Below are 25546 nucleotides of genomic sequence, written 5' to 3'. Positions count from 1 at the left end.
TTCGTGGGTAAACCCGCTCCTACCTGCATGGCCCGAATGTAGGAGCGGGCTTGCCCGCGAAGAGGCCGCTACTGGACCTAGAGCACCAAACCCACCTGCAGCCGCTTCGGCAACCGCCGCACTACCAGTTGATGCGAGCGCTGCAACAAATCACACAGCTCATCGCGCCCCATAGGGTAGGGCAGCGCCATGCTGATCCACCGCGCCCGCGCCAGATAGGGCGCAGGCCGCACCCCAGGGCGGTCGCAGTAACCGAGAAACAGCTCGTCGGCCACTTTGAACGACAGCCCCGCACCCGCCAGGTCGAGCACCGCGAACATCTTGTTGCCCGCCACCGAGAACACTCGGATGCCGCCCCATTTGTAGTCTTCCCGCGCACCCGGCAGGCTCAGGCAAAACGCCGCCACCTGGGCTTCGCTCATGTTCCGCTCAGACATAACGCTCTCCACAGGCCTCGAACGACGCCGCCAGGTGATCGATCCATACCCTGACCGCTGGCAGCAGCCCGCGCCGATGTGGGTACACCGCCTGCAGGTAGCCGCCTGGTAGCGACCAGTCTGGCAGCAGGCGCACCAGCTCACCGCGTTGCAGCTCTTCTTCGCAGAACATGCTGGGCAGCGCGGTAAACCCGAGGCCTGCCCGTACAGCTGCATTACGTACTACGAAATCATCGATGGCCAAGCGCGGTTCCAGGGCGATTTCCTGCTGTTTGCCCTGGGGGCCGAACAGGCGCAAGTGTACCAAGCGGTCTGCCTCGGCTGCGCCGAGCACCGGCAATGATGCCAGCTCGCTGGGCTCGCGGATGTGCTCAGCGAAACCGGGCGCGGCAACCAGCTGCATCTGTGCCTGGCGCAGGCGCCTGGTGACCAGGGCCGGGTCTTCATCGCCCAGGTCGCGCACGCGCAGGGCCACGTCGATGCCTTCGGAAATCAGGTCAACCCGGCGGTTGAGCAGCACCATGTCCAATTGCACCAGCGGGTACTGCTCAAGAAAGCGGCTGATCACATCCGGCAGGAAGGCGTGGGCTAATGCCACTGGGCAGGACACCCGCAAGCGCCCGCGCGGTTCGCTGCTCATGCTGGCCACGGTTTCATCGGCGGCTTCGGCTTCCAGCAGCATGGCCTGGCAGTGGTGCAGGTAGCGCTCACCCACGGCGGTGAGCTTCAGCTGCCGTGTGGTGCGCTGCAGCAGCCGAGTACCCAGGCGTTCTTCAAGCTCGGCGATCCGCCGTGACAGGCGCGACTTGGGGATGCCCAGTTGGCGCCCGGCAGCGGCGAAACCGCCGGCTTCGACCACGCGGGCAAAGTAGAAAAGGTCGTTGAGGTCCTGCATGGGAATGTCTCACTGTTCTATCTATGGGACAAACTAGCGCATTTTTGCCGACTTATCAGCCATTGGTGGCGTCGGTAGGATTCACTCCATCGTGATCGCCCAACACCGCGGTCGTCATTCACAGGAGAGTCCCATGAAACTGTTGCATATCGATTCGAGCATCCTGGGCGACAATTCCGCCTCCCGCCAGCTGAGCCGTGAAGTGGTCGAAGCCTGGAAAGCTGCCGACCCGAGCGTGGAGGTGGTGTACCGTGACCTGGCTGCTGACGCCATCGCTCACTTCTCCGCGGCTACCCTGGTAGCGGCTGGCACCCCGGAAGACATGCGCGACGCAGCCCAGGCTTTTGAAGCCAAGCTGAGCGCAGAAACACTGGAAGAGTTCCTGGCCGCTGATGCCGTAGTGATCGGTGCGCCGATGTACAACTTCACCGTACCGACTCAGCTCAAGGCCTGGATCGACCGCGTCGCGGTAGCCGGCAAGACCTTCCGCTACACCGAGGCCGGCCCGGAAGGCCTGTGCGGCAACAAGAAAGTGGTGCTGGTGTCCACTGCCGGTGGCCTGCACGCTGGCCAACCGACTGGCGCCGGGCATGAGGACTTCCTCAAGGTGTTCTTGGGCTTCATCGGGGTCACCGACTTGGAAATCGTCCGCGCCCATGGGCTGGCTTATGGCCCTGAGCACCGCAGCCAGGCAATTGATGCGGCCCAGGCGCAGATTGCCAACGAGCTGTTCGCAGCTGCCTGACCCCGCTGTCTTGCACAAGCTATAAAAGCTTGTGCGATCCTTATGGGAGCGGCCTTGTGTTGCAAAAGGGCCGCGCCCACTGCGCGGGTGGGTTTCAGAATGTCGGCGGTGTGATCACCCAGATCACCACAGCATCCACCTCGCCGGGGTTGCCATAACGGTGCGGTTCCTGGCTGGAGAAGCTGAAACTGTCGCCTTCGCCCAACTGGAAATGCCGTTCGCCCACCCACAGCTCGAAACTGCCGCTGAGGATGTAGCCAGCCTCTTCACCGTCATGGCTGTAGCTCTGCTGGCTGTAGCTCCCCGGGGGAAAGCGGGAGTGCAGGATCTCCAGCTGGCGGTTGGGTTGCGGCGTGAGCAGTTGATCGACGATGCCATCTTCGTAATGCACGCTTAGGCGGCTGTTGCGGCGTACCACATAGCCTTGGTCCTCGGGCGCAGTGGTGGCCTCGCTGGCGAAGAACCACTGGATGGTCACGCCCAGGCTGCGGGCAATGTTGAACAGCGCCGGAATCGACGGATAGGAGAGGTTGCGCTCCAGTTGGCTGATGTAGCCAGCGGTCAGCTCACTGTGCGCGGCCAACTCTGCCAGGGTCATGCCACGGCGTTTGCGCAGGCCGCGGATGCGGGTGCCGAGAAACTGCGGCGCGGCGCCCCCGGCTTCGCTGGCGGGGGGCGGGGGGAGTTGGCTCATGCACGTCGGTCCATCGGAAAAGCCGCAGTATGGACAGCCTCAGAGCGACCAGGCAACCGTCAGGCCGTCATGAATCGCTTCTTCGGCGGTGCGTGGCGCCAGGCAGTCGCCAACCCGGCGCACCTCGACCAAGCCGGTCAGCTCGATGGCCAGGCGGTCCTCCGGCTGATGGCCCAGGCACAGTACCAGGGTATCGATGCCGTCGAAGATCATTGGCTCGCCGCTGGCGGTGTGCTGTAGGTATACCGTGTTGTCGTCGCAGCCATACAGGCGGGCATACGGCGTGATGGGTATGCCCAGGCGATGCAGCTCGCCGGCCAGTTGGTCGCGTACGTACAGCGGCAGGTTTTCGCCACAGTGGGTGCCATTGACCGCCAGCTGTACCTGGTGCCCCTCGCGGACCAGGCGTTCGGCGATGCCGGGGCCGATCCAGTCGCAGCGCCAGTCGATCACCAGCACCGAACGCCCGAGTGGGGCTTCATTGCGCAGCACTTGCCAAGCATCCACCACCTGTAGCTGGCCGCTGCGCTCGAAGGCCGGCCAGTAGGGGGTAGCCCCGGTGGCGGCTATCACCAGGTCGGGGCGTTCACGCTCGACCAGTGCGCGGTCGACCCGGGTGTTGCGCACCACCTCCACACCTGCCAAGGCCATTTCCCGCTGTAGGTTGGTGCTGGCGCCACCGAACTCGCTGCGCCGTGGCAGCAACTGGGCCAACAGCACTTGGCCGCCGAGCTGCGGGCCGGCTTCGTACAGGGTGACCTGGTGCCCGCGCGCGGCGGCCACGGCGGCGGCCTTCATGCCGGCAGGGCCGCCGCCGGCCACCAGAATGCGCTTGGGGCTGCTGGTAGGTATCAGTTGCCCGTACTGCAACTCGCGGCCGGTTTCTGGCCGCTGGATGCAGGAAATGGCCAGGCCGCGGTGGAAGTGGCCGATGCAGGCCTGGTTGCAGGCGATGCAGGCACGGACGTCTTCTACCTGGCCGTGCTCGGTCTTGCTCGGCATCAGTGGGTCGCAGATCAGCGCCCGGGTCATGCCGCAAACGTCGGCCTGGCCGCGGGCGAGAATCAGTTCGGCTTCCTGAGGCTGGTTGATGCGCCCGGTGACGAACAGGGGAATGCCCAGCTGCTGCTTGAAGGTGGCAGCCTCTTTGGCCAGGTATGCCGGCGCGATGGCCATGGGCGGCACGATATGTACGGCGCCACCCAGGGATGCCGAGGTGCCGGCAACGATGTGCAGGTAATCGAGCTGGCCTTGCAAGGCTACCGCTGCGGCCAGCGACTCGTCCTCGCTCAGCCCCTGGCTATCGCGCTCGTCGGCACTGATGCGCAGGCCGATGATGAACTGCTCGTCGGTGGCCGCGCGTACGGCGGCCAGCACTTCGCGCAGGAACCGCAAGCGCTGTTGCAGTTCGCCGTTGTAGCCATCGGTGCGCTGGTTTACCCGAGGGTTGAGGAACTGCGCCGGCAGGTAGCCATGGCTAGCCACCACTTCAACGCCATCCAGCCCGGCCTGATGCAGCCGTCGGGCAGCGCTGGCATAGCCCTGGACAATCTCGGCAATCATCGCTTGGTCCAGCGCGCGCGGCATCACCCGAAAACGTTCATTGGGCACCGAGGACGCCGAGTAGGCCACCGCCAGCAAGCCGTCCGCCGATTCCATGATCTCCCGCCCGGGGTGGAACAACTGCGACAGCACCACGGTGCCGTGCTCATGGCAGGCCTCGGCGAGTTGGCGGTAGCCATCGATGCAAGCATCGTCGGTGGCCATCAGCACGTGCGAAGTGTAGCGAGCGCTGTCGTGAACACCGGCCACCTGCAGCACGATCAGCCCGACACCACCGGCGGCGCGGGCGCGTTGGTAGGCGATGAGCTTGTCGTTGACCAGGTTGTCGGTGGGCAGGCAAGTGTCGTGCCCGGTGGACATGATGCGGTTTTTCAAGCGTTTGCCGCGTATCTGCAAGGCTTCGAACAAGTGAGGGAAGGCGGTTTGCATACACGCGGCTCCGGTGGTTGTTGTTCTTGTTTTTGCTATAAAAGTGTAGCTTCAGTAAAAAATCAACTTGTTTTTTTACTGGCGCGGCACCGGCCGAAAGGACTGCGAGGATGCCCACTGCGTGCTGCGCGCTCATACTCGGGCAGGTGAAATGCGAGGGTCGTAACAGTCACTGTTGCGCAACCGTTGGCCTCAACTGTGCTGGTCCCTCGGAACGTAATACCCTTATGCTGTAACGAAATATGTATAAAAAGCCTCAAGAAGGAAGCCGCCATGCCGCTCAAGGACTTGCTCATTGCCCTGGTGGTGATCGTCGCCTGGGGAGTCAACTTCGTGGTCATCAAGGTTGGCCTTGATGGCTTGCCGCCGATGTTGCTGGGGGCGTTGCGCTTCTTGTTGGTGGCCTTCCCGGCGATCCTGCTGGTGAAACGGCCCAAGTTGCCGTGGCGCTGGCTGATCGCCTACGGCGCGACTATTTCGCTGGGCCAGTTCGCCTTCCTGTTCCAAGCCATGGACAGCGGCATGCCGCCAGGGTTGGCTTCGCTGATCCTGCAATCGCAGGCGTTCTTCACCCTCGGCTTCGCCGCGCTGTTTCTCGGTGAGCGCCTGCGCCTGGCCAGCGTGCTGGGGCTGCTGGTGGCGGCCAGCGGCCTGGCGCTGATCGGTAGTGAAAATGGTGGCCATGTGCCAATTCTGGCGTTGGCGCTAACCCTGTGTGGAGGTGCCATGTGGGGTGTGGGCAACATCATTACCCGGCGCTTTGGCTCGGTTGACCTGGTGGCGCTGGTGATCTGGGGCGGGCTGATCCCGCCACTGCCGTTCCTGGCATTGTCTTGGTGGCTGGAAGGGCCGGAGCGCATTGGCCATGCCCTGGCCAACATCAGCTTGAGTTCGGTGCTGGCCCTGGCCTACCTGGCCTTTGTCGCCACCATGCTCGGTTACAGCTTGTGGAGCAAGCTGCTGTCGCGCCATCCGGCGGGTAAGGTGGCGCCGTTCTCGCTGCTGGTGCCGGTGATTGGCTTGAGTTCGTCGGCGCTGTTATTGGGTGAACGCTTGACTGCAACCCAAGGCTGGGGGGCACTGCTGGTAATGGCCGGGTTGCTGGTGAACGTATTCGGCGCCCGGATTGGGCAGCGCTTGCGAACGGTCAGCGCCTGAACAGCTGCCATTGTCGGCGCGGGCTTGCCCGCGAATGCGGTGGTGCCGGCAGCGGTGAACCCCTAGGAGATATTGGCCGGCCGGTCCGGCCTATTCGCGGGTAAACCCGCTCCTACAACAAGCGACGGTGTGGGCGGTGGACAACGCAGTGTGCCAGCACCGCTATGGGCGTAGGAGCGGGCTTGCCCGCGAATGCGGTGGCGCTGGCAGCGGTGAACCCCTAAGAGAGATTGGCCGGTCGGTCCGGCCCATTCGCGGGTTAACACGTTCCGGCGCTCTGTTAGAATCTGCCTCTTTTGCCAGGCCAAGGGAGCGCCCATGATCATTTCCACCACCAGCCAGCTCGAAGGCCGCCCAATCGCCGAATACCTGGGCGTGGTCAGTTCCGAATCGGTGCAAGGCATCAACTTCGTGCGCGATTTCTTTGCACGGTTTCGCGACTTCTTCGGCGGCCGCTCACAAACCCTGGAAAGCGCGCTACGCGAGGCTCGGGAGCAGGCAACCGAGGAACTCAAGGCGCGGGCACGCCAGTTGCATGCCGATGCCGTAGTGGGAGTGGATTTCGAGATCAGCATGCCGTCGGTACAGGGCGGCATGGTCGTGGTATTTGCCACCGGCACGGCAGTACGCTTGAAATAGAGCCTTTTGCCGCTTGTCGGGTCCAGGGCGTTAGTTTGGGCGGTCGGCAAATGACCAGCTAGTCTCACTTTCAGGTCGCGTTTACCTGGGCAACTGGTCGGTTGCCGGCGCGCCCGCCACTGGAGGGAGACAGGGCATGAGCGAATCCTTTTTCGAAGACCTGAACGATGCGTTCCCCATCAACAGCCAAGTGCGTTGCGGCCAGGCGGCATACCGCTTGGGCTTCGCCCACATGACGCTGGATGATTCCGAACAGCTCCAGCCTGCACACCTGCAGCGCAGCAAAAAAGGCCGCTTTATGCCGCGGGTTCCGCTGAAGAAGTGATCCCGCTCCAGCACACCCCGCCGAATGGCGGGGTTTTTTGTGGCTGTTCGTTGATCCGCCTCATGGCATTGCCGGGTAGCGCTCGCCGGATGGTCAAGGCTGTGGTTTTCTTGCGCGGCATTCTCAGCAACGGAGGATTGAATGCTTATGCGAGTCAGGGAAGAGACCTATTGGCAGTGGGCCGATGCCCAGTTGCACAGCCGCAGCCACGACGAGGCACTCAGTGACGGCACCACGCTGGATGTGCAGGTGCGCTTGTCACGTCTGGGGGCTACCCAGTTGTTCCTGGGTTTGTATGGCGGAGACGGGCGGGCATTGCTGGAGGAGTACTACCCTGCACGACCAGGCGAGACCATGACCCGCGCCTTGGTGTGGGGTGTCGACCGTGCACGGGCGATGGCAATTGGTGCCTTGCCTTTGCCGCAAACTGGCAGCCAGCGGCGCCAGGCATGAAAAAGCCCGGCCTATGTGGGCCGGGCTCCGGTAAGGGTGGGAACCTCAGTTGAGCGGTTCGATCACCTTGACTGCCTGCTGCTCACGGGCAGCGGGCCATTCTTGTTGCAGGGTCTGCAGCACGCGGCCAACGAACTCGGTGTCGGCGGCGGCCTTCTTGCCGACGTAGCCTTGGCCGCGGCGGTAGACCTTGAAACGGGCACGCATGCTGGGCAGGTGCTCTTCAAATTCATCTTCGATAGTGTTCGGTGGCAGGCGGTCGAGGCGCACTTCACCGGTCTGGCTAACCCACAGCAGATGGTCGTCGAGGCTGTCTTTGCGCCCGGCGAACAGCTGGGCCAATTGGTCGATTGTGGGATTGTTGTTCAAGTTCATCATAAAGCCCCCATTACCCATTCGTAGGTGATTTTCACAGTTGGCGCTACCACGGTGTAGCGCACTACCAAGGCTGCTACAGCAGCATCGCAACAGGGGCTTTCTCACGCTGCCTTTTGGACAGTTTCCCTCTCCACGGACGGCTTGCGTTACCGCGCAAGCCGTCTGGAACACCCTTGCCACCGCTCCCGATCGGGGAGACGGCTTAATCATGCACAAGGGCGATGAACGGCGTCAACCATTTTGTAGTGAATATTTTTTGTCACTACATTCCTGTTGTTTTGTTCGACAATCGCGACTGGCACTACAGCCCGGACAGGATCTCGAAGGCTGCGCGCACGCGGGCTTCGTTTGGGTAATTGCGGTTGGCCAGTAACACGACCGCAAGCTGTTCGGCGGGCACGAACGCGGCATAGGCGCCGAAGCCATTGGTTGCGCCGGTTTTGTTGTACCAGGCTGCCGGTAGCGCCGGCAGTGCCGGTTGCAGGCGGGTGGTCGCCTGCGGCTCACGAATAAGCCGCGGGCTGTTGCCTTCGATCAGTGTGCTCAGCGTGACCGGGTAGGGGTAGCGCTCCCAGCCTAGGCCCTGGGTCATGGCGCTGACCTGGAAGTAGCCCCGTTGGGTGATGGCCGTGGCTTGCACCAGTGCCGGCGGCAGGCCCGCTGGCTGCATGTGCAGGCGCACGTAGTGCAGCAGGTCACTGGCGCTGGTCTTGATGCCATAGGCCTCGTCGGCATACGGGCCGGGGCCGACTCGCACGGGTTGGTCCGCGGCATCGTAGCCTTGGGCATAGCGCCCCTGGGCACTGTCTGGAACCGTCAGGTAGGTGTCCTTCAGGCCCATTTTTGCCAGCAGGCCGTAGGTCATCAACGTGGCAAAGGGTTGCTGCTGGGCGCGTGCGCCCAAGTCACCGAACAGGCCCAGGCTGGGGTTCGAGTAACAACGTTGGCTGCCCGGTTTGGCCCGCGGCTGCCAGTGGCGGAAAAACGCCACCACCTGCTGCTGCGTCTGCACCGTATCCGGGAACTGCAAGGGCAGGCAGGCGGCACTGTAGGTGCCCAGTTCCAGCACTGTCGCGTCGCCGAGGGGCGCGCCGGCCAGTGCTGGGTGATAGCGCTTGGCTGGGGCGTTGAGGTCCAGCTTGCCTTCGGCACTGGCCAGTGCGACCAAGGTGGCGGTGTAGGTCTTGCTTAGCGATCCGATCTCGAACAGCGTGTCTTGGCTGACAGGCACATTGTCAGCCTTGCTGGCCACGCCATAGTTGAAGTAGTGAGCGTGGTCGCGGGCATAGATCGCCACGGCCATGCCGGCGATGCCTTGCTCCTGCATCAACGGGCGAATGATCCGGTCGACCTTGGCGTGCAACGGGTCGTCGGCTTGAGCGGCGGCGTGGCCCAGGCAGAGGGTGATGGCGGCAGCCAGTGCAGCCAGGCGGTTGAGGGGCATGGGCGGGTCCTTTGCTGGAGCGTGTCCGTTGAGCGATACCGGTGGGGGTTCCGGCGTTAGCGGCGAAAAGCCGAAGACCTTATCGTCTGCCCTTGCACAATGACAAGACGGAAGCCGCTATGAAGTATTTGCGCATGTTATTCGACAACTTCACCTTGGCCTTGCTTGGGGTGGTGCTGATTGCCACCGTGCTGCCGTGCTCGGGCGACGGCGCGGTGTATTTCGGCTGGCTGACCAACCTGGCCATCGGCCTACTGTTTTTCCTGCACGGTGCCAAGCTGTCGCGCGAGGCCATTATCGCGGGCGCTGGGCACTGGCGCCTGCACCTGCTGGTGTTCTCCTGCACCTTCCTGCTGTTCCCGCTGCTAGGCCTGGCGTTCAAGCCGCTGTTCGTGCCACTGGTGGGCAACGAGCTGTACTTGGGCGTGCTGTACCTGTGTGCCTTGCCGGCCACGGTGCAATCGGCCATCGCTTTTACCTCGCTGGCACGCGGTAACGTACCCGCGGCGATTTGCAGTGCCGCGGCATCCAGCTTGCTGGGTATCTTCCTTACGCCGTTGTTGGTGATGCTGCTGCTGGGAGCCAGCGGTGATACCGGCTCGGGCCTGGATGCTGTGCTGAAAATCACCTTGCAACTGCTGGTGCCGTTTGTGGCTGGACAGATCGCGCGGCGCTGGATCGGCGCCTGGGTGAAGCGCAATGCACGCTGGCTGAAAATAGTGGACCAGGGGTCGATCCTGCTGGTGGTCTATACCGCCTTCAGCGAGGCAGTGGTTACCGGGCTTTGGCACACCGTATCGCCGCAGCATCTTGCCGGCTTGTTTGCCGTGTGCGGGATCTTGCTGGCGGTAGTGCTGTTCGGCACCCGGCTGCTCGGCAAGTTGCTGGGCTTTGACCTGGAGGACCGCATTACCATCCTGTTCGCCGGTTCCAAGAAGAGCCTGGCCACCGGGGTGCCGATGGCCCAGGTCCTGTTCGTCGGCAGTGGCATTGGCGCGATGATTTTGCCGCTGATGCTGTTCCATCAGATCCAGTTGATGGTGTGTGCGGTGCTGGCGCAGCGCTATGCCAGCCGTGAGCAGGTGGCTGCCGCTTCGGCGGCCTGACACCCAGTACGTTCCGGCGCTACTGCTATCTTGCCTGGCCAAAGCCACGCTCGCGTAGCGCCTTGCTCACCTCGGCCTCGATCTTGTATGCAGGCGCTTCCAGGTCGTCATAGTTGCGCGTATAGCGCCGGGCGAACTCCGCTACACCCAGCTGCTGATACTGCTGCACATGCTTGAGCTCGTGCGCCCACAACGCCACATTGTCTTCGGCATCGCCGGGGCGGCGGAAGATGACCGTATCGATCAGCGTCACGGCATTTACGTCGGGGTTCTGCAGCAGCGCATTGGCTGCGCTCATCTGCTGTTCGTCACCCACGCGGAAACGCGCCGCATCGAGCACCGCGAAGTCATACCAGGGTTCGAGTTGGGCGCGAATATGTAACGGGATCGGCTCGACGCCGCTGGCGGTGGCTTCGTCGCGGGCCTGCTGCAAGGCGTAGGTCAGGCTGGAGGACGCCATGACTTCGACATCCTTGAGGATCTGCCCGGCCTGCCCGGGGTCGATTGGCGCACAAAAACAACCCATCAGGCACACCTGGTACTGCCCTGGTGGGCAGGCCTGTTCGGCAAGCGCAGGCAGGGCTAGCAGCAGCCCCAGCAATGCACTAAGGCGCTTCATGAAGGGCCTTCTCGACAAACTGTCGGTTTGCGTCCAGGACTTGCGCCTGCACGCTTTCAGTAGCCAGCATGCGCCCAACCAACAAGGCGCCGACGCACTGGCTGATCAGCACCCAGGCTAATTGGTCGTCCTCCAGTGTTGTGCTCCAGGCTTGGTGCAGCTCCACCAGCCAATGCTCGGCCACCGCGCGCACCGGTGCTTCAGCCCGGGCAATCTCCACCCCCAGCGGCGGCAGCGGGCAGCCACCCTCGGCATTGTGCAGGTGGGCCAGGCTCAGGTACTGCTGTAGGCAGCGGCCCAGGCGTTCGCGGCTGGCGCCCTGGTTAGCCAGGCGCGCCAGGGGGCTGTTGCTCAGCTCTTGGCGTACCACCTCGGTAAATAGCTCGTCCTTGGACGGGAAGTGGTTGTAGAAGGCACCGCCAGTCAGGCCAATTGCCTTCATCAACCCGGCCACGCCGGTGCTGGCAAAACCCCCGCGCTTGGCCAGCGCGCCGCTGCTGGCCAGCAGCCGCTCGCGGGTTTGCTGTTTGTGTTGGTTGGAGTAGCGCATTCACTTGCCTCTGCAGGCGGGCTTGACGATGGCGGCGATCATAACATAGCGTTCGTTTACTAAACGATCATTCACCCATTGAGGCAGGCATGTCACAACAACAAAAAGTAGTGCTGGTGATTGGTGCAGGTGATGCTACGGGTGGCGAGATTGCCAAGCGCTTTGCTCGCGAGGGTTACATTGCCTGCGTGACGCGGCGCCAGGCTGACAAGTTGCAGCCGCTGCTGGATGAGATTCGCGCCGCCGGCGGCCAGGCCCACGGCTTTGGCTCCGATGCGCGTAAGGAAGACGAGGTGGCGACGCTGGTGGAGAAGATAGAGCGAGATATCGGATCAATCGAAGCTTTTGTCTTCAATATCGGTGCTAATGTGCCATGTAGCATCCTCGAAGAAACCCCGCGCAAGTATTTCAAAGTTTGGGAAATGGCCTGTTTTGCTGGCTTTCTAACAGCCCAGGCGGTCGCCCGGCGAATGGTCCAGCGCGAACGCGGCACCATCCTGTTCACCGGTGCCACCGCCGGCACCCGTGGCGCGGCGGGTTTCGCGGCGTTCGCCGGAGCCAAGCACGGCTTGCGTGCCTTGGCCCAAAGCATGGCGCGCGAGCTGGGGCCGCGAAACATTCATGTCGCGCATGTGGTGGTGGACGGCGCCATCGACACTGCTTTCATCCGCGACAGTTTCCCCGAACGCTACGCCCTCAAGGACCAGGATGGCATCCTTGAACCGGCCCACATCGCTGACAGCTACTGGTTCCTGCACGCCCAACCTCGTGACGCCTGGACGTTCGAGCTGGACCTGCGGCCTTGGATGGAACGCTGGTAAACCCCTTTAACCAAGCAAGGACCTTGTCTATGCAGAAGATTGTCGATTTCTTTTTTGACCTGGGCAGCCCGGCCAGTTACTTGGCCTGGACTCAATTGCCGGGCTTGTGTGCCCGCCAGGGTGCCACGCTGCGCTACCGGCCGATGCTACTGGGCGGGGTTTTCCAGGCCACAGGCAATGCCTCGCCGGCCATGATCCCGGCCAAGGGGCGCTACCTGTTTACCGACCTGGCACGTTTTGCTGCCCGCTATGGGGTGCCTTACGGGCTGCCACCGGGGTTTCCGGTAAATACCTTGACCCTGATGCGGGGGGCAGTGGGCACTCAATTGCGCTCGCCGGAGCGCTTCGAAGCGCTGCTGCAGGTGCTGTTCACCGGGCTGTTCGCGCAGCGCCGCAACCTTGGCGATAACGCCGTACTTGACCAGACGCTAAGCCAGGGCGGCTTTGACCCGCAGGTTTTTCGCGTGCTGGCGGCGGATGACGAGGTGAAGGCTGTGCTCCGGCAAGCGACCGAAGAGGCCGTGAAGCGCGGGGTGTTTGGCGCGCCGACCTGCTTCGTCGCGGATGAGATGTTCTTCGGCCAGGACCGACTGGACTTCGTTGAGGAGGCCTTGCGTCAAGGTGCCAGCAGCCTTTCCAGCTGAGTGCGCTCCCAGAGGCTGAGCAGGTCGGTGGGGTTGGTGCCATAGCGCTGCCAATCCTCGACCCCGGCCTGTTCGCCGTTGGGGGCTGTGCAGTGAACGCATTGGGCCAGGCCCTCGCTGTCCAGCGTCAGGGTCAGGTGCCAGTCGTCGATGGCAACGTTCACCACGCCATGGGCAAGGCGAGCCTCGATGGATAAGGCATGGATGCCCAGGGCGGCGTCGCGCAGGCATTGGTAGACAGTCCGCGCGTTCATGCTGCTCCAGTGGGGCTGTGTATTGCGAAAGGGCTGCGAAGCAGCCCCTTTCATCATCCAATCAGAAATTAGCCGGGGTGTTGGCGCTGATGATTTCGGCCTCGTCAGGGCCGATGTTCTTGAAGCTGTGCGGCAGGGTAGTGGGGATGTAGTAACCGTCACCGGAGTTGAGCACGCTCACCTGGCCATCGACCCATAGCTCGACCGTGCCCCGGGTAACCAGGCCACATTCTTCGCCCTCGGCATGCACGATCGGCTCGCCCGAATCGGCACCGGGTGCATACAGTTCACGCAGCATACGCATTTGCCGGCCTTCGACACTGGCGCCGACCAGCAGCATACGCAGGCCGTTGCGGCCCAGGTCTGGCTGTTCGCCACCACGGAATACGTAGCGCTCTTCGCGCACCGGCTCGTCGAAGCTGAAGAACTCCGCCAGGCTCATGGGAATGCCCTCGAGCAGCTTTTTCAGGGAACTGACCGAGGGGCTGACGCGATTCTGTTCGATCTGCGAGATCGTCGAATTGGTCAGCCCGCTGCGGCGGGCCAGTTCCCGCTGGGAGAGGTTGTTGCGTTCACGCACCAGTTTGAGTCGCGTCCCCGTGTCCATAGCCGCCTTGTAATTAGAGGTGTCAATAATAATGATCGACGCGCATTAAAACACACTCTGCACGCTTGCGCGCTGCTTGTCAGGCCCTTCGTTCGCGCGGCATCGGCCATAAGCCAACCAGCAGTAACAGCGCAGCCACCACCAGGAATGGCAAGCGTGGATCAAGGGCATACACCAGGGTGCCGGCCAGTGGCCCGATCACCGCGCCCATACCCTGGGCGGCGCCGATGGAGCCGGCGGTGGCGCCTTGCTCAGACGCGTGCATGGCATTGGCCGCCAGTGCGGAAAATGCCGGGAAGACAAAACCCATGCCCGCCGCCGCGACAAAGTAGCAAGCCCACAGCCCGGGCGCGGTAGTGGCCAGCGAGCCGCAGGCAAAGCCCAAGGCCGAAACCGTGGCACCCACCCGGATCATCTTGAGTGGCGGCCATTCCAGCTGGCGCAGCAGCACCTGCGCCAGTATCAGCGCCACGCCCACCGTGGTCAGGGCGACGCCGGCGGCCTGGGCGGCTTCGGCCGGGCCCAGGTGCAGGCGGTCGAGGGCGAAAAAACCGACGATGATCTGCGACACGGTGACGCTGAGCATGGCGCTGAACGCCACCAACAAGGGCCGCCGCAGGCGTGGGTCGTTCAGCCGCACCGGGCTGGGGGCGTAGTTGTGGGGCAGCGCCTGCGGCTTGAGGGTGAACAGCAGGACCAGGAAGGCACTGGCTGGCAGCAACGACATGATATGAAACGGCAGGCTCAGGCTATGCCGCGCCAGCAGCGCCGCCAGCGCCGGCCCAATCACCAGGCCGACAGCGTTGGCCGCCCCCAGCGAGGCCATGGCCCGGGCCCGGCGCTGTGGTTCGACATGGTCGGCGATCAGTGCGTTGCAGCCCACCGGGATGGCCGCGTAGAAGGCGCCGATGCAGCCGCGCGCAACCATCAGGCCGATGAAGGCCAAGGTTGCCCCCGGCAGCCAGCGCAGCGCCCCTTCGACGAACAGGCACAGCAGCCAGTAGGCCAAGGTGAAACCGGCACTGCCCAGCAGCAGGATGCGCCGGCGGCCCAGGCGGTCTGCCGCGCGGCCCCATGGCCGGGCCAGCAGCACCCAGACCACGCCCGCCACGGTCACGGCGGCACCGGCTTGCCAGGTGGCCATGCCAAGCTGGCGCGCGATTGGCCCGATCAGGGCGACGAACGCCATCATCGACATGGTGCAAGCCATGTTGGCTAGCAGCAGTGGACGCAAGTTCAAGGTGTTGGTGGGTAATAGGGTGGCAGTGTCCTTTGCAACGTTCATAGGGCAGTCCAGAGCGGTACGGCAAATACAAAGCCGAGCTTGTTAAGAATGGTTATGGAATGTCGAACCTCCTGGGCTGCCTTGGGTCATTCGCTACGGCGCAGGGGGCCAGGCCACATGCTACGCAACACGCCATCGCGGCGCACCCATGCATGCATCAAGGCGGCGCCTACATGCACCAGCACCGTGGCGAACAGCAGGTAGCCGGCCCAGCCATGGGCCTGGCGCAACACGGCGTATAGCTGCAGGTTATGCGGGGCGATGGCCGGCAAGCCCAGCGGGCGGGGGTAGGCGCCGGCCGACAGCATGGCCCAGCCGAGCAGTGGCATGGCCAGCATCAGGCCGTAGAGCAGCAGGTGCGAGGCCCCGGCAGCCCAGCGCTGTAGCATTGGCAGGTCTTGCGGTAACGGCGGGTGAGCCACGGCCAGGCGCACGCCGATGCGCAATACCACCAGTACCAGCAGCGCCAGCCCGGTGGCCTTGTGCAGGCCGATCAGCACGGGGTGGCGGGGCGATAGGTCGGCAACCATGCTCACTCCAATGAACAACATGGCCAGGATCAACACGGCCATCAGCCAATGCAGCAGGCGGGCGAAGGGGTGGAAGGCTGCGGGTTTCATGGGCGGGCTCCGGTGCTGAGCGATTCGCGGCTGCGGCGGTTGAAGGATTCCGAATAGGCGGCGGAGCGGGCGGCGAGGATCGGGTCGCCTGACGCTTCGATGCCGTGGGGCAGGATCAGCGGGTCGAAGTTGAGATCGCGGCACGCCCCTTGTTCGGGGGCATCAACCTGTTCCAGTACCAGGGTGCCAGCGTCGACATTGCGCCGCTCGGCAGGCCAGGGGCGGGCAGGGTCGTCCACCGCATCGCCTGGTTCGGCCAGTATCAGGCGCAGTGTCCAGCGCAAGGGGCCCTGGGCCAGGCGCTGCTGCAGGTCATGCTGCAGGAATTGTTTGTCATCTACTTGGGCGGGCAGGGCGGCAAACCCTGTTTGCGGCTCCAGCTGCCAGCGCACCGGGTGGGCTGCACCGCTTGCGTCGATGAGGCGGAAGGCATTGATGCTGTGGTACTGCGTGCTGGCGAAGCTGTCACTGGGCTTGTAGGCCGCCGCCCATTGGCGAAACGCTGCACTTTCCGGGTGAGCCGCAAAGAACGCCTGCATTTTGCTTGGGTTTGGTTTGCCGGTGGCTGGGTCCGGCGCGCCCGCCAGTACTTGCTCATAAAACCCTTGCGGCGTGCTTACCGCCAGTACCGGCGGGTTGTTCATACCAGTACGCCAGACCTGGCCGTCATCAGTGCTCAGCTGAATGGCCAGGCTGCGCACCGGTATGCCGGTGTCTGGCGCGAACGGGTTGGCGCCGCCAATGGCGAAGCGGCCGATCACCGGCACCCGGGCTTGGCTGAACGCTCGCGCCGTGGACAGGTTTGCAGCCTGCCCGCTGGGCTGGAAGTAACCGCTGACGCACAGGCCCTTGGCGTGGTTTTTGCGGTAGCCTGGGTAATGCCCCGCTTGGGTTTCGAAGGTGTCGATGATGCGTTGCGGGGTCAGCCGGGGGGCGCCAAGCCAGCCGGCGGCATAGGCAAAGCCGGCGCCCGCGGCCAGCATCACGGCGCCGATGGCGGCCAGGCGCAAGGCCTTGGCGTGGCCGTGCAGGGGTGAGTTCATGGTCATCGTCCGGTTCAGTGAAGGTGCCAGTACGACGGCGCAGGGAAAAACTTATTCCCTCATCGGGAATAGAATTTCCTGACAGGCGTCTGCCCCTTACACTGACAACCCCAGAGGCCGGGACTTTGCCATGCACGATCTGGACGACCACCAGTGGCGCGAGCTACTTGCCCGCTTGCGCCGCTTTGCCGTTTGGCTGACCCGTGAGCCGGGCAGCGCCGACGACCTGGTGCAGGCCACGGTTGAGCGAGCCTTGAGCCGGCGCGACCAGCAACGCGATGCCGATGCGTTGCGGGCCTGGCTGTTTACCATCCTTTATCGGCTGTTCCTCGACGGTAAGCGCCGCGACCGCCTGCATGCGCGCTGGCTGTCGTGGTTTGGCCGAGGCGAGCGCGACGACGAGCCCGCCGGCGGCAACCTCGAGGCCATTTTTTTGGCCCAGGCCGACTTGCAGGCCTTCGCCCAGCTCACGGCAGAGCAGCGTGCCTTGTTACTGCTAGTCAGCATCGAAGGTTTGAGCTACAAGGAGGCCGCCCAGGCCCTGGGTATACCTATTGGCACGGTGATGTCGCGCTTGTCGCGCGCCCGCAATGCCTTGCGTGAATTGACCGAGGGCAACCCGCAGCCCCCGGCCTTGCGGAGACTGAAATGACGCGCCTGATCCCCAGCGAAGATGAATTGCACGCCTACGTCGATGAGCGCCTGGAGCCTGTGCGCCGCGCTGAGGTGCAGGCCTGGCTGGCGGTCAACCCGCAGGCGGCGGCCAAGGTCGAGGGTTGGCGTACCGATGGGCGTCGGCTGCGTGCGGCGCTGGCCGGCTTTGGCGAACTGCCTGGGGCGGCGCAGTTGGACCTGGGCCAGTTGCGCCGGCAACTGCGCCAACGTCGGCAGCGGCGCTGGGCCATGGCGGCGGTGCTGTTCCTGGCGGTTGGGGTTGGCGGCCTGGGCGGTTGGCAGGTGCGCGATGCGGCCTTGGCCCGCGCCGACCTGCCGATGGCCGATGCCGTCCAGGCGCACCGTTTGTTCGCCGGCAGCGAGGCGCTGGATATTCAGGCCACTGACCCTGGGCAACTGCGTGATTGGTTGGGGCGGCATTTCAGCCGTGTGGGGCAGGTGCCGGACTTGGCAGGGTATGGCTTCAAGCCGGTGGGCGCGCGGCTGCTCAGCAACGAGCAAGGGCCGGCGGCGTTGCTGGTGTTTGAAGATGGCAAGGGGCAGCGTATCAGCCTGTTCCTGCGCTCACCGGGTGAGCAGTACCGGCGCATGCCGGACGGGCAGCGGGTGGATGGCCAGCTGGAGGCGCGGTATTGGTCACATGGGCCTTACAACTTTGCCTTGGTCAGCGCGGCGGATGATGTGCGCCGGGCGGGAGTGGGGGAAGCGTTGCGGTTGGGTTTGTGAGCATGCCTTGGGGCCTGCGTTGACTGTGAGATCGAGCGCCGCCCGCGCGGCGCTTCGCGGGGCAAGCCCGCTCCCACATCTATTTCGGGCCAATTATTCCTGTGCCAGGTGGGTTGCAGCCTTGGTGCATGGCTGAAGACTGATGAACAGTAGCCGCCCCCTAGATATCGAATGGAGCAAACAAGGCGGACAGAGGCCTCACAGGAGTGACTGGCCCGAAACAGATGTGGGAGCGGGCTTGCCCCGCGAAGCGCCGCGCGGGCGGCGCTCGATCTCACAGTCAACGCAGGACCCAAGGCATGCACCAGGTGCCCCACTACTAAACTCAGCTCAACTCCAGCCAGATCGGTGCATGATCCGACGGCTTTTCCATCCCGCGCAGTTCATAATCGACACCTGCCGCCTTGATCCGCGGCACCAAGTGCTGCGAGGCCATGATCAGGTCGATGCGCAGGCCGCGCTTGGGGTCGTCCTCGAAGCCGCGGCTGCGGTAGTCGAACCAGCTGAAGCGGTCGCTCACCTCTGGGTGCAGGTGGCGGAAGCTGTCCACCAACCCCCAGCCCTTCAAGCGTTCCATCCACTCACGCTCTTCCGGCAGGAAGCTGCACTTACCGGTCTTGAGCCAGCGCTTGGCGTTGTCCGGGCCGATGCCGATGTCGCAGTCCTGCGGCGAGATGTTCATGTCACCCATCACCAGCAATGGCTGATCGTTGCGGAACTGGCCTTCGAGTAACGCTTGCAGGTCACTGTAGAAGCGTTGCTTGGCCGGGAACTTGGTGGGGTGGTCGCGGCTTTCACCCTGGGGGAAGTAGCCGTTCATGATGGTAATCGGGCTGCCGTCGGCATCGGCGAAGGTGCCCCAAATGAAGCGGCGCTGGGCGTCCTCGTCATCGGTGGCAAAGCCCTTGTGCAAGCTTAGTGGGGCCTGGCGCGACAGCAAGGCGACGCCATAGTGGCCTTTCTGCCCGTGGTAATGCACGTGGTAACCCAGGGCCTGCACGTCGGCCAACGGGAACTGATCGTCGCTGACTTTGGTTTCCTGCAGGCCAATCACGTCCGGCTGGTGCTTTTCGATCAGCGCCGCCAGCTGGTGCGGGCGGGCCCGCAGGCCGTTGATGTTGAAACAGACGATCTTCATGGAAAGACAATCCCGGTAAAAGGCGCGATGCTAGCCGACATCGCATGTCACCACCAGCATGGCGGCTTTCGGAGCCTGCTGCTAACGTCCTTTCCTGGGGGGGAACGATGCGCGGTGAGCGCACCTCCAAGGCACTGTATGCCCATTCCAGGAGGTCTACTCGCAATGCCCGAAACCACTGTCGCCCCAGCCCGTGTCTGTTTGCTCGATGATGGTTACAGCCGCGAGGCGCGTTCGTTGCTGTACAACGCCTACCGTCACGAGCCCACCTTTGCCTATATTTTCGAGGCCCAGCGCCCAGGCTATGAACGGCGCCTGCGGGTGATGGTGCGTGAGTGGGTGCGTCAGCACTTCTATTTGCAACTGCCTGCCATCGGCCTGCTGGTGGAGGACCGCCTGATTGCCCTGGCACTGATCGTACCGCCGCTGCGCCGGTTGGGCGTGGCCGACAGCTGGGCTTGGCGCCTGCGCATGATGCTGGGCACCGGCTTGCGCTGCACGCGCCGCTACATGGATTACCAGGCCGCCCTGGCCACTTGCCTGCCTACCGACAAGGTCCACGTGCTACCGCTGTTAGGCGTCCACCCGCAATTTCAGGGCAAGCACTATGGCGAGCAATTGTTACAGGCTGTGCACGACTGGTGCGCGGACGATGCAAGCACTCAGGGCGTGGTGCTGGACACTGGCAATGAGCACTACCTGGCCTTTTACCAGCGCCAGGGTTATGAGGAAATTGGCGAGGTCGCTGTAGGGCCAATCCGAGAGAGGGTGTTCTTCCATCCCAATCCGGTCTCTTCCAATTCCGCTTTTGCCTGAGCAGGCCGCGCGGCGGCTCCCTTGAGCGCCCGGCTCTGGTAGCATGCGCCGCATGACGTATTCAGGAAGATTGACCTGGGGCTTGGTTATCTGGGCCGCCAGTTTCGCAGCATGGGGCCAGAGCGAGTTGCTGGTGAAGGTTAAACCGGCCAACAAAGCGCTCAAGGCTAATGTCGAAGGCTATATCGGTACCCTTGGCGACCGCGATGAAGAAGCGCTGCTGCGCTTCAGTCGCGGCGCACTGGAGCAGGCGCACAAAGCCGCGCAGGCACTTGGCTACTACCAGGCGCAGATCGATACCGAGGTCAAACCCGCCAGCCAGGCTGACCGTGCACCGCAACTGATCATCACCATCGACCCGGGCGAGCCGATTCGCCTGCGCAATGTGACCGTGCGCATCGAAGGCCCCGCCAGCGACATGAAGGCCTTTCGTGTGCCTGACAGCAAGGCGCTGCGCGCGGGCGAACAACTCAACCACGGCCGTTACGAAGATGCCAAGCGGCTGATCCAGAACCAGGCGTCACGCTATGGCTTTTTCAGTGGGCGCTTCAGCCGCCAGCGCCTGGCGGTCGACCCGCAGGCTGGCGTGGCCGATATCGAACTGGTCTACCAGAGTGGCCCGCGCTATCACCTCGGCGCGGTCACCTTTGGTGGCGACACACCGCTGGACGACGACCTGCTGCAGCGTATGGTCTCGTTCAAGCCCGGCACACCCTACGATTCCGAACTGGTCGCCGAACTGAACAATGACCTGCAATCGAGCGGCTATTTCGAAGGGGTACGCGTCGATGCCGCGCCCACCGCGGCAGTGGGCGAGGAGGTCCCGGTGGATGTTCACCTGGAAACCCGCAAACCACGCACCATGGGCCTGGGCCTGGGCTTCTCGACTGACGTTGGGCCGCGCGGCAAGGCCAACTGGACCCGCCACTGGGTCAACCCGCAAGGCCACAGTTATGGCTGGGAAACCGAACTGTCGGCGCCCCGGCAGAACGTCGGCCTGTGGTACGACATCCCGCTTGACCCGCCGCTGACCGACAAGCTGCGCTTCGCCGGCGGCTACCAGAACGAAGAAATCGCCGGGACCGACACCCTGAGTAAGCTGTTGACGGTCGGCCCGGAGTGGCACAGCAAACTGCCCAGCGGCTGGCAACGGGTCATCTCGCTCAAGTATCAGCGCGAAGAATACCGCCTGGGCGACGACTCCGGCCTGAGCAATCTGTTGATGCCAGGGGTGAGCTATTCCTACCTGCGCAGCGACAACCGTATCGACCCGCACAACGGCTACCGCCTGCAGTTCGATGCTCAGGTTGCCAAGGAGGGGCTGGTTTCGGACACCAACCTGCTGCATGGCAATGTCCTGCTCAAGGGCTTGACCACGCTTGGCCACAAGCATCGTTTACTGGGCCGCGTGCAATTCGGTGGCAGCGCTACCAATGGCTACAAGAACAATATCCCACCGTCGCTGCGCTTCTTTGCCGGTGGTGACCAGAGTGTGCGCGGCTATGACTACCAGACCCTGTCGCCCAAAAACAGTGACGGCGACCGCATCGGTGGGCGCTACTTGGTGGCAGGCAGCGTGGAATACCAATACTCGCTGGCCGAGAAATGGCGGGTGGCGACGTTTGTCGACCAGGGTAACTCGTTCAATGACCTGGAGCTGCCCACCCTCAAGACCGGTGTCGGTTTTGGCGTGCGCTGGGTTTCTCCGGTCGGCCCGCTGCGGCTAGACCTGGCCAAAGCGCTTGATGATGACGGCGGCATTCGCCTGCACTTTTCCATGGGGCCTGAGCTGTGAAACGCGTGATCAAATTCATTTCGCTGGGCCTGTTGGGTGGGGTTACGAGCGTGGGCCTGGCCGTTGGCGTGTTGCTGGGCACCGAAGGTGGCAGCCGCTGGGTGCTGGGCCAGGTACCTGGGCTTGAGGTGAGCGACTTTCACGGGCGCCTGGTCGGCAGTTGGCAAGCCAGCCGGTTGAGCTGGAGCGACGCCGGTAACCGGGTCGAGGTGCAGGCACCGTTACTGGCTTGGTCGCCTGCGTGCCTGTTGCGCGCCACCTTGTGTATCGGCCAACTGCATGCGCAGCGCATCGACATGGCGTTTGCGCCAGGCGCTGATCAGGCCGAAAGCGGCCCCTTGCAATTGCCAGCCCTACGCTTGCCCATTGCCATCGAGCTGGGTGAAGTCAAAATCGGCCAGTTGCGCCTGGATGGCAGCGACCTGCTTGGCGACTTGCAACTGGCAGCGCACTGGACCACTACCGGGCTGCGCATCGACAGCCTGCAGCTGCAGCGTGACGACCTGCAATTGAACCTGAACGGCGACCTGCGGCCAGAAGGTGACTGGCCGGTGCAACTTCAGGCGCAGCTGCAACTGCCAGCGGTAGACGGCAAACCTTGGCAACTGGCGCTGACCGCCAGCGGCGAACTGCAGAACACGCTGAAACTCGAAGGCAGCAGCAGCGGTTACCTCGACGCCTCGTTGAGCGGGCAATTGCAGGCGTTGGCCGAGCACCTGCCAGCGAGCTTGCAGATCCGCTCCGAGGCATTCAAGCCGGCCGGCGCGCTACCCGACACTCTGCAGTTCAACCAGCTCAAGCTCGATGCCAAGGGCGACCTGCGCAAAGGCTATCAATTGTCGGGCTCGGCCAATCTACCCGCCGAGCAGTCGCCAATCGCCTTGCTGTTGTCCGGAGTGGTGGACAGCAAAGGGGCCAAGCTCGATGCATTGGACCTGAACGCCAGCGATACCCAGCGCGTCAAGCTGCAGGCCACGGCCGACTGGCAGCAAGGCTTGGTCGCCGATGCTCAACTGGACTGGCAAGACTTCCCGTGGCTGCGCTTGTACCCACTGGAGGCAGCGCCCGAAGTCACGCTCAAGCGCCTCATTGCCCAGGTGCACTATGGCGATGGCAACTACCAAGGCACTTTCAATGGCGACCTGGATGGCCCGGCCGGTGCGTTCAGCCTGGCCAGCCCATTCGAAGGCGACCTGAGCCAGGTGAAGCTGCCGCAGTTGCTGCTGAGCGCTGGGCAAGGCAAGGCCGCCGGCAGTGTTGCCGTGCGCTTTGCCGACACCCTGGCATGGGATGTCGACCTGCAGCTTTCGGCGCTCGACCCGGCCTATTGGCTGGCCGAACTGCCGGGCACGCTGGCGGGGCCGCTGCGCAGCAAAGGCGAGATGAAAGGCGACGGGCTAAGCGTCGATGCCCAGCTTGACCTGAAAGGCCGTCTTCGCGGCCAGCCGGCAGTGCTCAAGGTCGAGGCCCAAGGGGCAGGGCAGAGCTGGACCTTGGGCGCGTTGGCCATCCAGTTGGGTGATAACCGCATCAATGGCAGTGGCAGCCTGCAGCAACGCCTGGCCGGGCGGGTTGACCTCGACTTGCCGCGCCTGGGCCAGTTATGGCCAAGGCTGCAGGGCCAGGTCAAGGGCCGGCTGGACGTAGCCGGCACCTTGCAGGCCCCGCAAGGTACGCTGACCTTGCAAGGTCAGCGGCTGGCCCAGGGCGAAAACCGCCTGCAGCAGTTGGACCTGGATGCCCGCCTGGATAACGCCCAGCGCGGCCTGGTCGAGCTCAAGGCGAGTGGTATACGCCTGGGGGACACAGCACTTGGCACCTTGCAAGCCAACGGCAAAGGCGACATACGCCAGCAAGCCCTGACCCTGGCGTTGGATGGCCCACAACTCAAACTCGACCTGGGCCTGGATGGCCAGCTGAGCAAGGGGGATTGGCGCGGGCGCCTGGCCACCGGGCGGATCCAGGCTGGTGGCCAGGACTGGCAATTGCAGGCACCGGCGCGCCTGCAACGGCTGGCCAGCGGCCAACTGGATTTCGGCGCCCATTGCTGGCTTTCCGGCCAGGCCAGCCTGTGTGGCGAGGACCAGCGCCTGGCCCCCGAACCGCGCTTGCGCTACCACCTCAAGCAGTTCCCGCTGGGCAGCCTGGCGCAATGGCTGCCGAAAGACTTTGCCTGGCAGGGCCTGCTCAATGCCGACATCAACCTGGACATCCCGGCCAGCGGCCCAAAGGGCAACATCGTTATCGATGCCAGTGGCGGTACACTGCGTGTGCGTGACAAGGGCCGCTGGGTCGACTTCCCGTACCAGGCCCTGCGCCTGGACAGCACGCTGGCGCCAAGGCGCATCGATACGCGCCTGGCGTTTCGCGGCGAGCGCCTGGGCGAGCTGAACGTCAACGCTCGCCTCGACCCGCTGGGCAAAAATAAGCCGCTGTCGGGTGATTTCCGCCTGGCCGGGCTGGACCTTTCGGTGGCGCGCCCGTTCGTGCCAATGGTCGAGCGCCTGGCCGGGCAGCTCAATGGCAGCGGCCGGTTGTCGGGTACCTTGCTAGCGCCACAGGTCAACGGCAACCTCATGCTCAGCGGCGGCGAAGTCAGTGGCGCCGAGCTGCCGGCCAGCCTTGAGGACCTGTCACTGCAAGCGTTGATTGCCGGCGAGCAGGTGCAGCTTAACGGTGGTTGGCGCAGCGGTGAGGCGGGGCGTGGCCAGTTGCGCGGCAACCTCACCTGGGGCCAGGCACTGGGTATGGACCTGCGCCTGCAAGGCCAGCAACTGCCTGTCACGGTCGAGCCCTATGCGACGCTGGAGGTGGCACCGGACCTGACTTTGCGCCTGGTCGACGACAAGCTGGCGGTGAGCGGCAAAGTGCAAGTGCCCAAGGGCAAGATCACCGTGCGCGAGTTGCCACCGTCCACCGTGCAAGTATCGGATGACACGGTGATTGTCGGCCACCAGACCGAAGCAGGTAAACCGCCGATGGCGATGGCCATGGACATTGATGTTGAAGTGGGCCGTGACAAGCTGTCGTTCAGTGGCTTTGGCCTCACGGCCAACCTGCTTGGCCATGTGCATATCGGCGACAACCTTGATACCCGCGGTGAGTTGAGCCTGGCCGATGGCCGTTATCGTGCCTATGGCCAGCGCCTGACCATTCGCCGTGCGCGGCTGCTGTTTGCTGGCCCCATCGACCAGCCCTATCTGGACATCGAAGCGATCCGCAAGGTCGACGACGTGATTGCTGGTATCCGCCTGAGTGGCAGTGCCGAGCAGCCTACCACCAAGGTGTTCTCGGAACCTGCCATGAGCCAGGAACAGGCGCTGTCGTACCTGGTACTGGGGCGGCCTTTGGGCACCTCCGGCGAGGACAACAACATGCTCGCCGAGGCGGCGTTGGGTTTGGGCCTGGCGGGTAGCGCCGGCATCACCGGCAGCCTGGCGTCAAGCCTGGGGATCGACGACTTCCAGCTGGATACCGAAGGCGCGGGCACTACCACCAGCGTGGTCGCCAGCGGCAACCTTACCGAAAAGCTGAGCCTGCGTTACGGGGTCGGGGTGTTCGAGCCTGCCAATACCATCGCGTTGCGTTACAAGTTGAGCAAGAAGGTGTACCTCGAAGCCGCCAGTGGGCTGGCAAGCTCACTGGACATCTTTTACAAAAGAGATTTCTAGTGTGGGGGCGCAAAAA

General features: G+C 63.7%; 27 protein-coding genes. 13 read left to right on the top strand and 14 right to left on the bottom strand.

The features are described from left to right. Positions 1 to 77 precede the first annotated feature (77 nt). Both DV532_RS13560 and DV532_RS13555 read right to left on the bottom strand, forming a co-directional pair. Complete coding sequence (locus DV532_RS13560) at positions 78 to 437, bottom strand: MmcQ/YjbR family DNA-binding protein (protein ID WP_056803763.1); 360 nt, start codon at positions 435 to 437, stop codon at positions 78 to 80. Then, positions 430 to 1332 (bottom strand): LysR substrate-binding domain-containing protein, encoded by a 903-nt coding sequence (locus DV532_RS13555; RefSeq protein WP_056803766.1) that lies wholly within the window; start codon positions 1330 to 1332, stop codon positions 430 to 432. Before DV532_RS13555 ends, DV532_RS13560 begins: the two co-directional genes overlap by 8 nt. A gap of 133 nt (positions 1333 to 1465) precedes the next feature. Between DV532_RS13555 and DV532_RS13550 the strand changes: the two genes are divergently transcribed. Then, entirely contained in the window at positions 1466 to 2077 is a 612-nt protein-coding gene (locus DV532_RS13550) for an FMN-dependent NADH-azoreductase (protein WP_049277030.1), read from the top strand. A gap of 94 nt (positions 2078 to 2171) precedes the next feature. On the opposite strand, the gene DV532_RS13545 is transcribed toward DV532_RS13550, so the two are convergent. Next, positions 2172 to 2771 carry a helix-turn-helix domain-containing protein gene (locus tag DV532_RS13545; RefSeq protein ID WP_056803768.1) on the bottom strand — a complete coding sequence of 200 codons (600 nt, stop codon included), beginning with the start codon at positions 2769 to 2771 and terminating at the stop codon, positions 2172 to 2174. 39 nt (positions 2772 to 2810) lie between these two features. Then, positions 2811 to 4763 (bottom strand): FAD-dependent oxidoreductase, encoded by a 1953-nt coding sequence (locus DV532_RS13540; protein WP_056803770.1) that lies wholly within the window; start codon positions 4761 to 4763, stop codon positions 2811 to 2813. Between the two features lie 273 nt (positions 4764 to 5036). Between DV532_RS13540 and DV532_RS13535 the strand changes: the two genes are divergently transcribed. The 4 genes from DV532_RS13535 to DV532_RS13515 all read left to right on the top strand — a co-directional run bounded on the left by DV532_RS13535 (position 5037) and on the right by DV532_RS13515 (position 7338). Then, positions 5037 to 5921, top strand: coding sequence for an EamA family transporter (locus DV532_RS13535; RefSeq protein ID WP_056803774.1), 885 nt, complete (start codon positions 5037 to 5039; stop codon positions 5919 to 5921). 318 nt (positions 5922 to 6239) lie between these two features. Next, the gene (locus tag DV532_RS13525; protein WP_008098148.1) at positions 6240 to 6560 is read left to right on the top strand and encodes a YbjQ family protein; all 321 of its coding nucleotides are present in this window, start codon (positions 6240 to 6242) and stop codon (positions 6558 to 6560) included. Between the two features lie 136 nt (positions 6561 to 6696). Next, positions 6697 to 6885: a hypothetical protein gene (locus DV532_RS13520; RefSeq protein WP_056803777.1), complete on the top strand. Its 189-nt coding sequence runs from the start codon at positions 6697 to 6699 to the stop codon at positions 6883 to 6885. Positions 6886 to 7026: 141 nt separating this feature from the next. Further along, complete coding sequence (locus DV532_RS13515; RefSeq protein ID WP_056803779.1) at positions 7027 to 7338, top strand: hypothetical protein; 312 nt, start codon at positions 7027 to 7029, stop codon at positions 7336 to 7338. A 45-nt stretch (positions 7339 to 7383) separates the two neighbouring features. Here the strand turns inward: DV532_RS13515 and DV532_RS13510 are convergent, their stop codons facing one another. Both DV532_RS13510 and ampC read right to left on the bottom strand, forming a co-directional pair. Then, positions 7384 to 7716 (bottom strand): hypothetical protein, encoded by a 333-nt coding sequence (locus DV532_RS13510; RefSeq protein WP_056803782.1) that lies wholly within the window; start codon positions 7714 to 7716, stop codon positions 7384 to 7386. Between the two features lie 301 nt (positions 7717 to 8017). Continuing rightward, a complete protein-coding gene (ampC, locus tag DV532_RS13505; protein WP_056803786.1) occupies positions 8018 to 9160 on the bottom strand; it encodes a class C beta-lactamase in 1143 nt (380 codons plus the stop codon). 119 nt (positions 9161 to 9279) lie between these two features. On the opposite strand from ampC, the gene DV532_RS13500 reads away from it, so the two are divergent. Beyond that, positions 9280 to 10266: a bile acid:sodium symporter family protein gene (locus tag DV532_RS13500; RefSeq protein WP_056803789.1), complete on the top strand. Its 987-nt coding sequence runs from the start codon at positions 9280 to 9282 to the stop codon at positions 10264 to 10266. 25 nt (positions 10267 to 10291) lie between these two features. Here the strand turns inward: DV532_RS13500 and DV532_RS13495 are convergent, their stop codons facing one another. Then, positions 10292 to 10885, bottom strand: coding sequence for a DUF4157 domain-containing protein (locus DV532_RS13495; protein WP_056803790.1), 594 nt, complete (start codon positions 10883 to 10885; stop codon positions 10292 to 10294). Further along, positions 10872 to 11435 carry a TetR/AcrR family transcriptional regulator gene (locus tag DV532_RS13490; RefSeq protein ID WP_056803793.1) on the bottom strand — a complete coding sequence of 188 codons (564 nt, stop codon included), beginning with the start codon at positions 11433 to 11435 and terminating at the stop codon, positions 10872 to 10874. The genes DV532_RS13495 and DV532_RS13490 overlap by 14 nt, the downstream gene beginning before the upstream one ends. Positions 11436 to 11524: 89 nt before the next feature. Between DV532_RS13490 and DV532_RS13485 the strand changes: the two genes are divergently transcribed. Together DV532_RS13485 and DV532_RS13480 are read left to right on the top strand one after the other, a co-directional pair. Next, positions 11525 to 12256, top strand: a complete 732-nt coding sequence (locus DV532_RS13485) for an SDR family oxidoreductase (protein ID WP_056803796.1) — start codon at positions 11525 to 11527, stop codon at positions 12254 to 12256. A gap of 29 nt (positions 12257 to 12285) precedes the next feature. After that, a complete protein-coding gene (locus DV532_RS13480) occupies positions 12286 to 12900 on the top strand; it encodes a 2-hydroxychromene-2-carboxylate isomerase (RefSeq protein WP_056803799.1) in 615 nt (204 codons plus the stop codon). Here DV532_RS13480 and DV532_RS13475 read toward each other — a convergent pair. The 5 genes from DV532_RS13475 to DV532_RS13455 all read right to left on the bottom strand — a co-directional run bounded on the left by DV532_RS13475 (position 12873) and on the right by DV532_RS13455 (position 16715). Further along, a complete protein-coding gene (locus DV532_RS13475) occupies positions 12873 to 13154 on the bottom strand; it encodes a hypothetical protein (protein ID WP_236707543.1) in 282 nt (93 codons plus the stop codon). The genes DV532_RS13480 and DV532_RS13475 overlap by 28 nt on opposite strands. A 61-nt stretch (positions 13155 to 13215) precedes the next feature. After that, positions 13216 to 13761 (bottom strand): cupin domain-containing protein, encoded by a 546-nt coding sequence (locus DV532_RS13470; protein WP_003248033.1) that lies wholly within the window; start codon positions 13759 to 13761, stop codon positions 13216 to 13218. A gap of 79 nt (positions 13762 to 13840) precedes the next feature. Continuing rightward, positions 13841 to 15046, bottom strand: coding sequence for an MFS transporter (locus DV532_RS13465; protein WP_056803801.1), 1206 nt, complete (start codon positions 15044 to 15046; stop codon positions 13841 to 13843). Between the two features lie 86 nt (positions 15047 to 15132). Further along, positions 15133 to 15666, bottom strand: coding sequence for a cytochrome b (locus DV532_RS13460; RefSeq protein ID WP_056803804.1), 534 nt, complete (start codon positions 15664 to 15666; stop codon positions 15133 to 15135). Then, positions 15663 to 16715 carry a catalase family peroxidase gene (locus DV532_RS13455; protein ID WP_056803807.1) on the bottom strand — a complete coding sequence of 351 codons (1053 nt, stop codon included), beginning with the start codon at positions 16713 to 16715 and terminating at the stop codon, positions 15663 to 15665. Before DV532_RS13455 ends, DV532_RS13460 begins: the two co-directional genes overlap by 4 nt. A 124-nt stretch (positions 16716 to 16839) precedes the next feature. Between DV532_RS13455 and DV532_RS13450 the strand changes: the two genes are divergently transcribed. Together DV532_RS13450 and DV532_RS13445 are read left to right on the top strand one after the other, a co-directional pair. Then, positions 16840 to 17361, top strand: coding sequence for a sigma-70 family RNA polymerase sigma factor (locus DV532_RS13450; protein WP_056803810.1), 522 nt, complete (start codon positions 16840 to 16842; stop codon positions 17359 to 17361). Next, entirely contained in the window at positions 17358 to 18110 is a 753-nt protein-coding gene (locus DV532_RS13445; RefSeq protein ID WP_056803813.1) for an anti-sigma factor, read from the top strand. Before DV532_RS13450 ends, DV532_RS13445 begins: the two co-directional genes overlap by 4 nt. A gap of 325 nt (positions 18111 to 18435) precedes the next feature. On the opposite strand, the gene xthA is transcribed toward DV532_RS13445, so the two are convergent. After that, a complete protein-coding gene (xthA, locus tag DV532_RS13440) occupies positions 18436 to 19248 on the bottom strand; it encodes an exodeoxyribonuclease III (protein WP_056803815.1) in 813 nt (270 codons plus the stop codon). 165 nt (positions 19249 to 19413) lie between these two features. Between xthA and DV532_RS13435 the strand changes: the two genes are divergently transcribed. Genes DV532_RS13435 through DV532_RS13425 form a run of 3 tightly spaced genes read left to right on the top strand, consistent with a single transcriptional unit; the run spans position 19414 to position 25530 of the window. Further along, positions 19414 to 20064, top strand: a complete 651-nt coding sequence (locus DV532_RS13435; protein ID WP_056803817.1) for an N-acetyltransferase — start codon at positions 19414 to 19416, stop codon at positions 20062 to 20064. A gap of 52 nt (positions 20065 to 20116) precedes the next feature. After that, positions 20117 to 21859: an autotransporter assembly complex family protein gene (locus tag DV532_RS13430; RefSeq protein ID WP_056805367.1), complete on the top strand. Its 1743-nt coding sequence runs from the start codon at positions 20117 to 20119 to the stop codon at positions 21857 to 21859. Beyond that, positions 21856 to 25530: a translocation/assembly module TamB domain-containing protein gene (locus tag DV532_RS13425; protein WP_056803822.1), complete on the top strand. Its 3675-nt coding sequence runs from the start codon at positions 21856 to 21858 to the stop codon at positions 25528 to 25530. The genes DV532_RS13430 and DV532_RS13425 overlap by 4 nt, the downstream gene beginning before the upstream one ends. Positions 25531 to 25546: the final 16 nt, after the last annotated feature.

Origin of the sequence: Pseudomonas sp. Leaf58 (genome assembly GCF_003627215.1) — a bacterium.
Classification (GTDB): Bacteria; Pseudomonadota; Gammaproteobacteria; order Pseudomonadales; family Pseudomonadaceae; genus Aquipseudomonas.
This window is presented reverse-complemented; position numbering and strand designations above follow the sequence as displayed.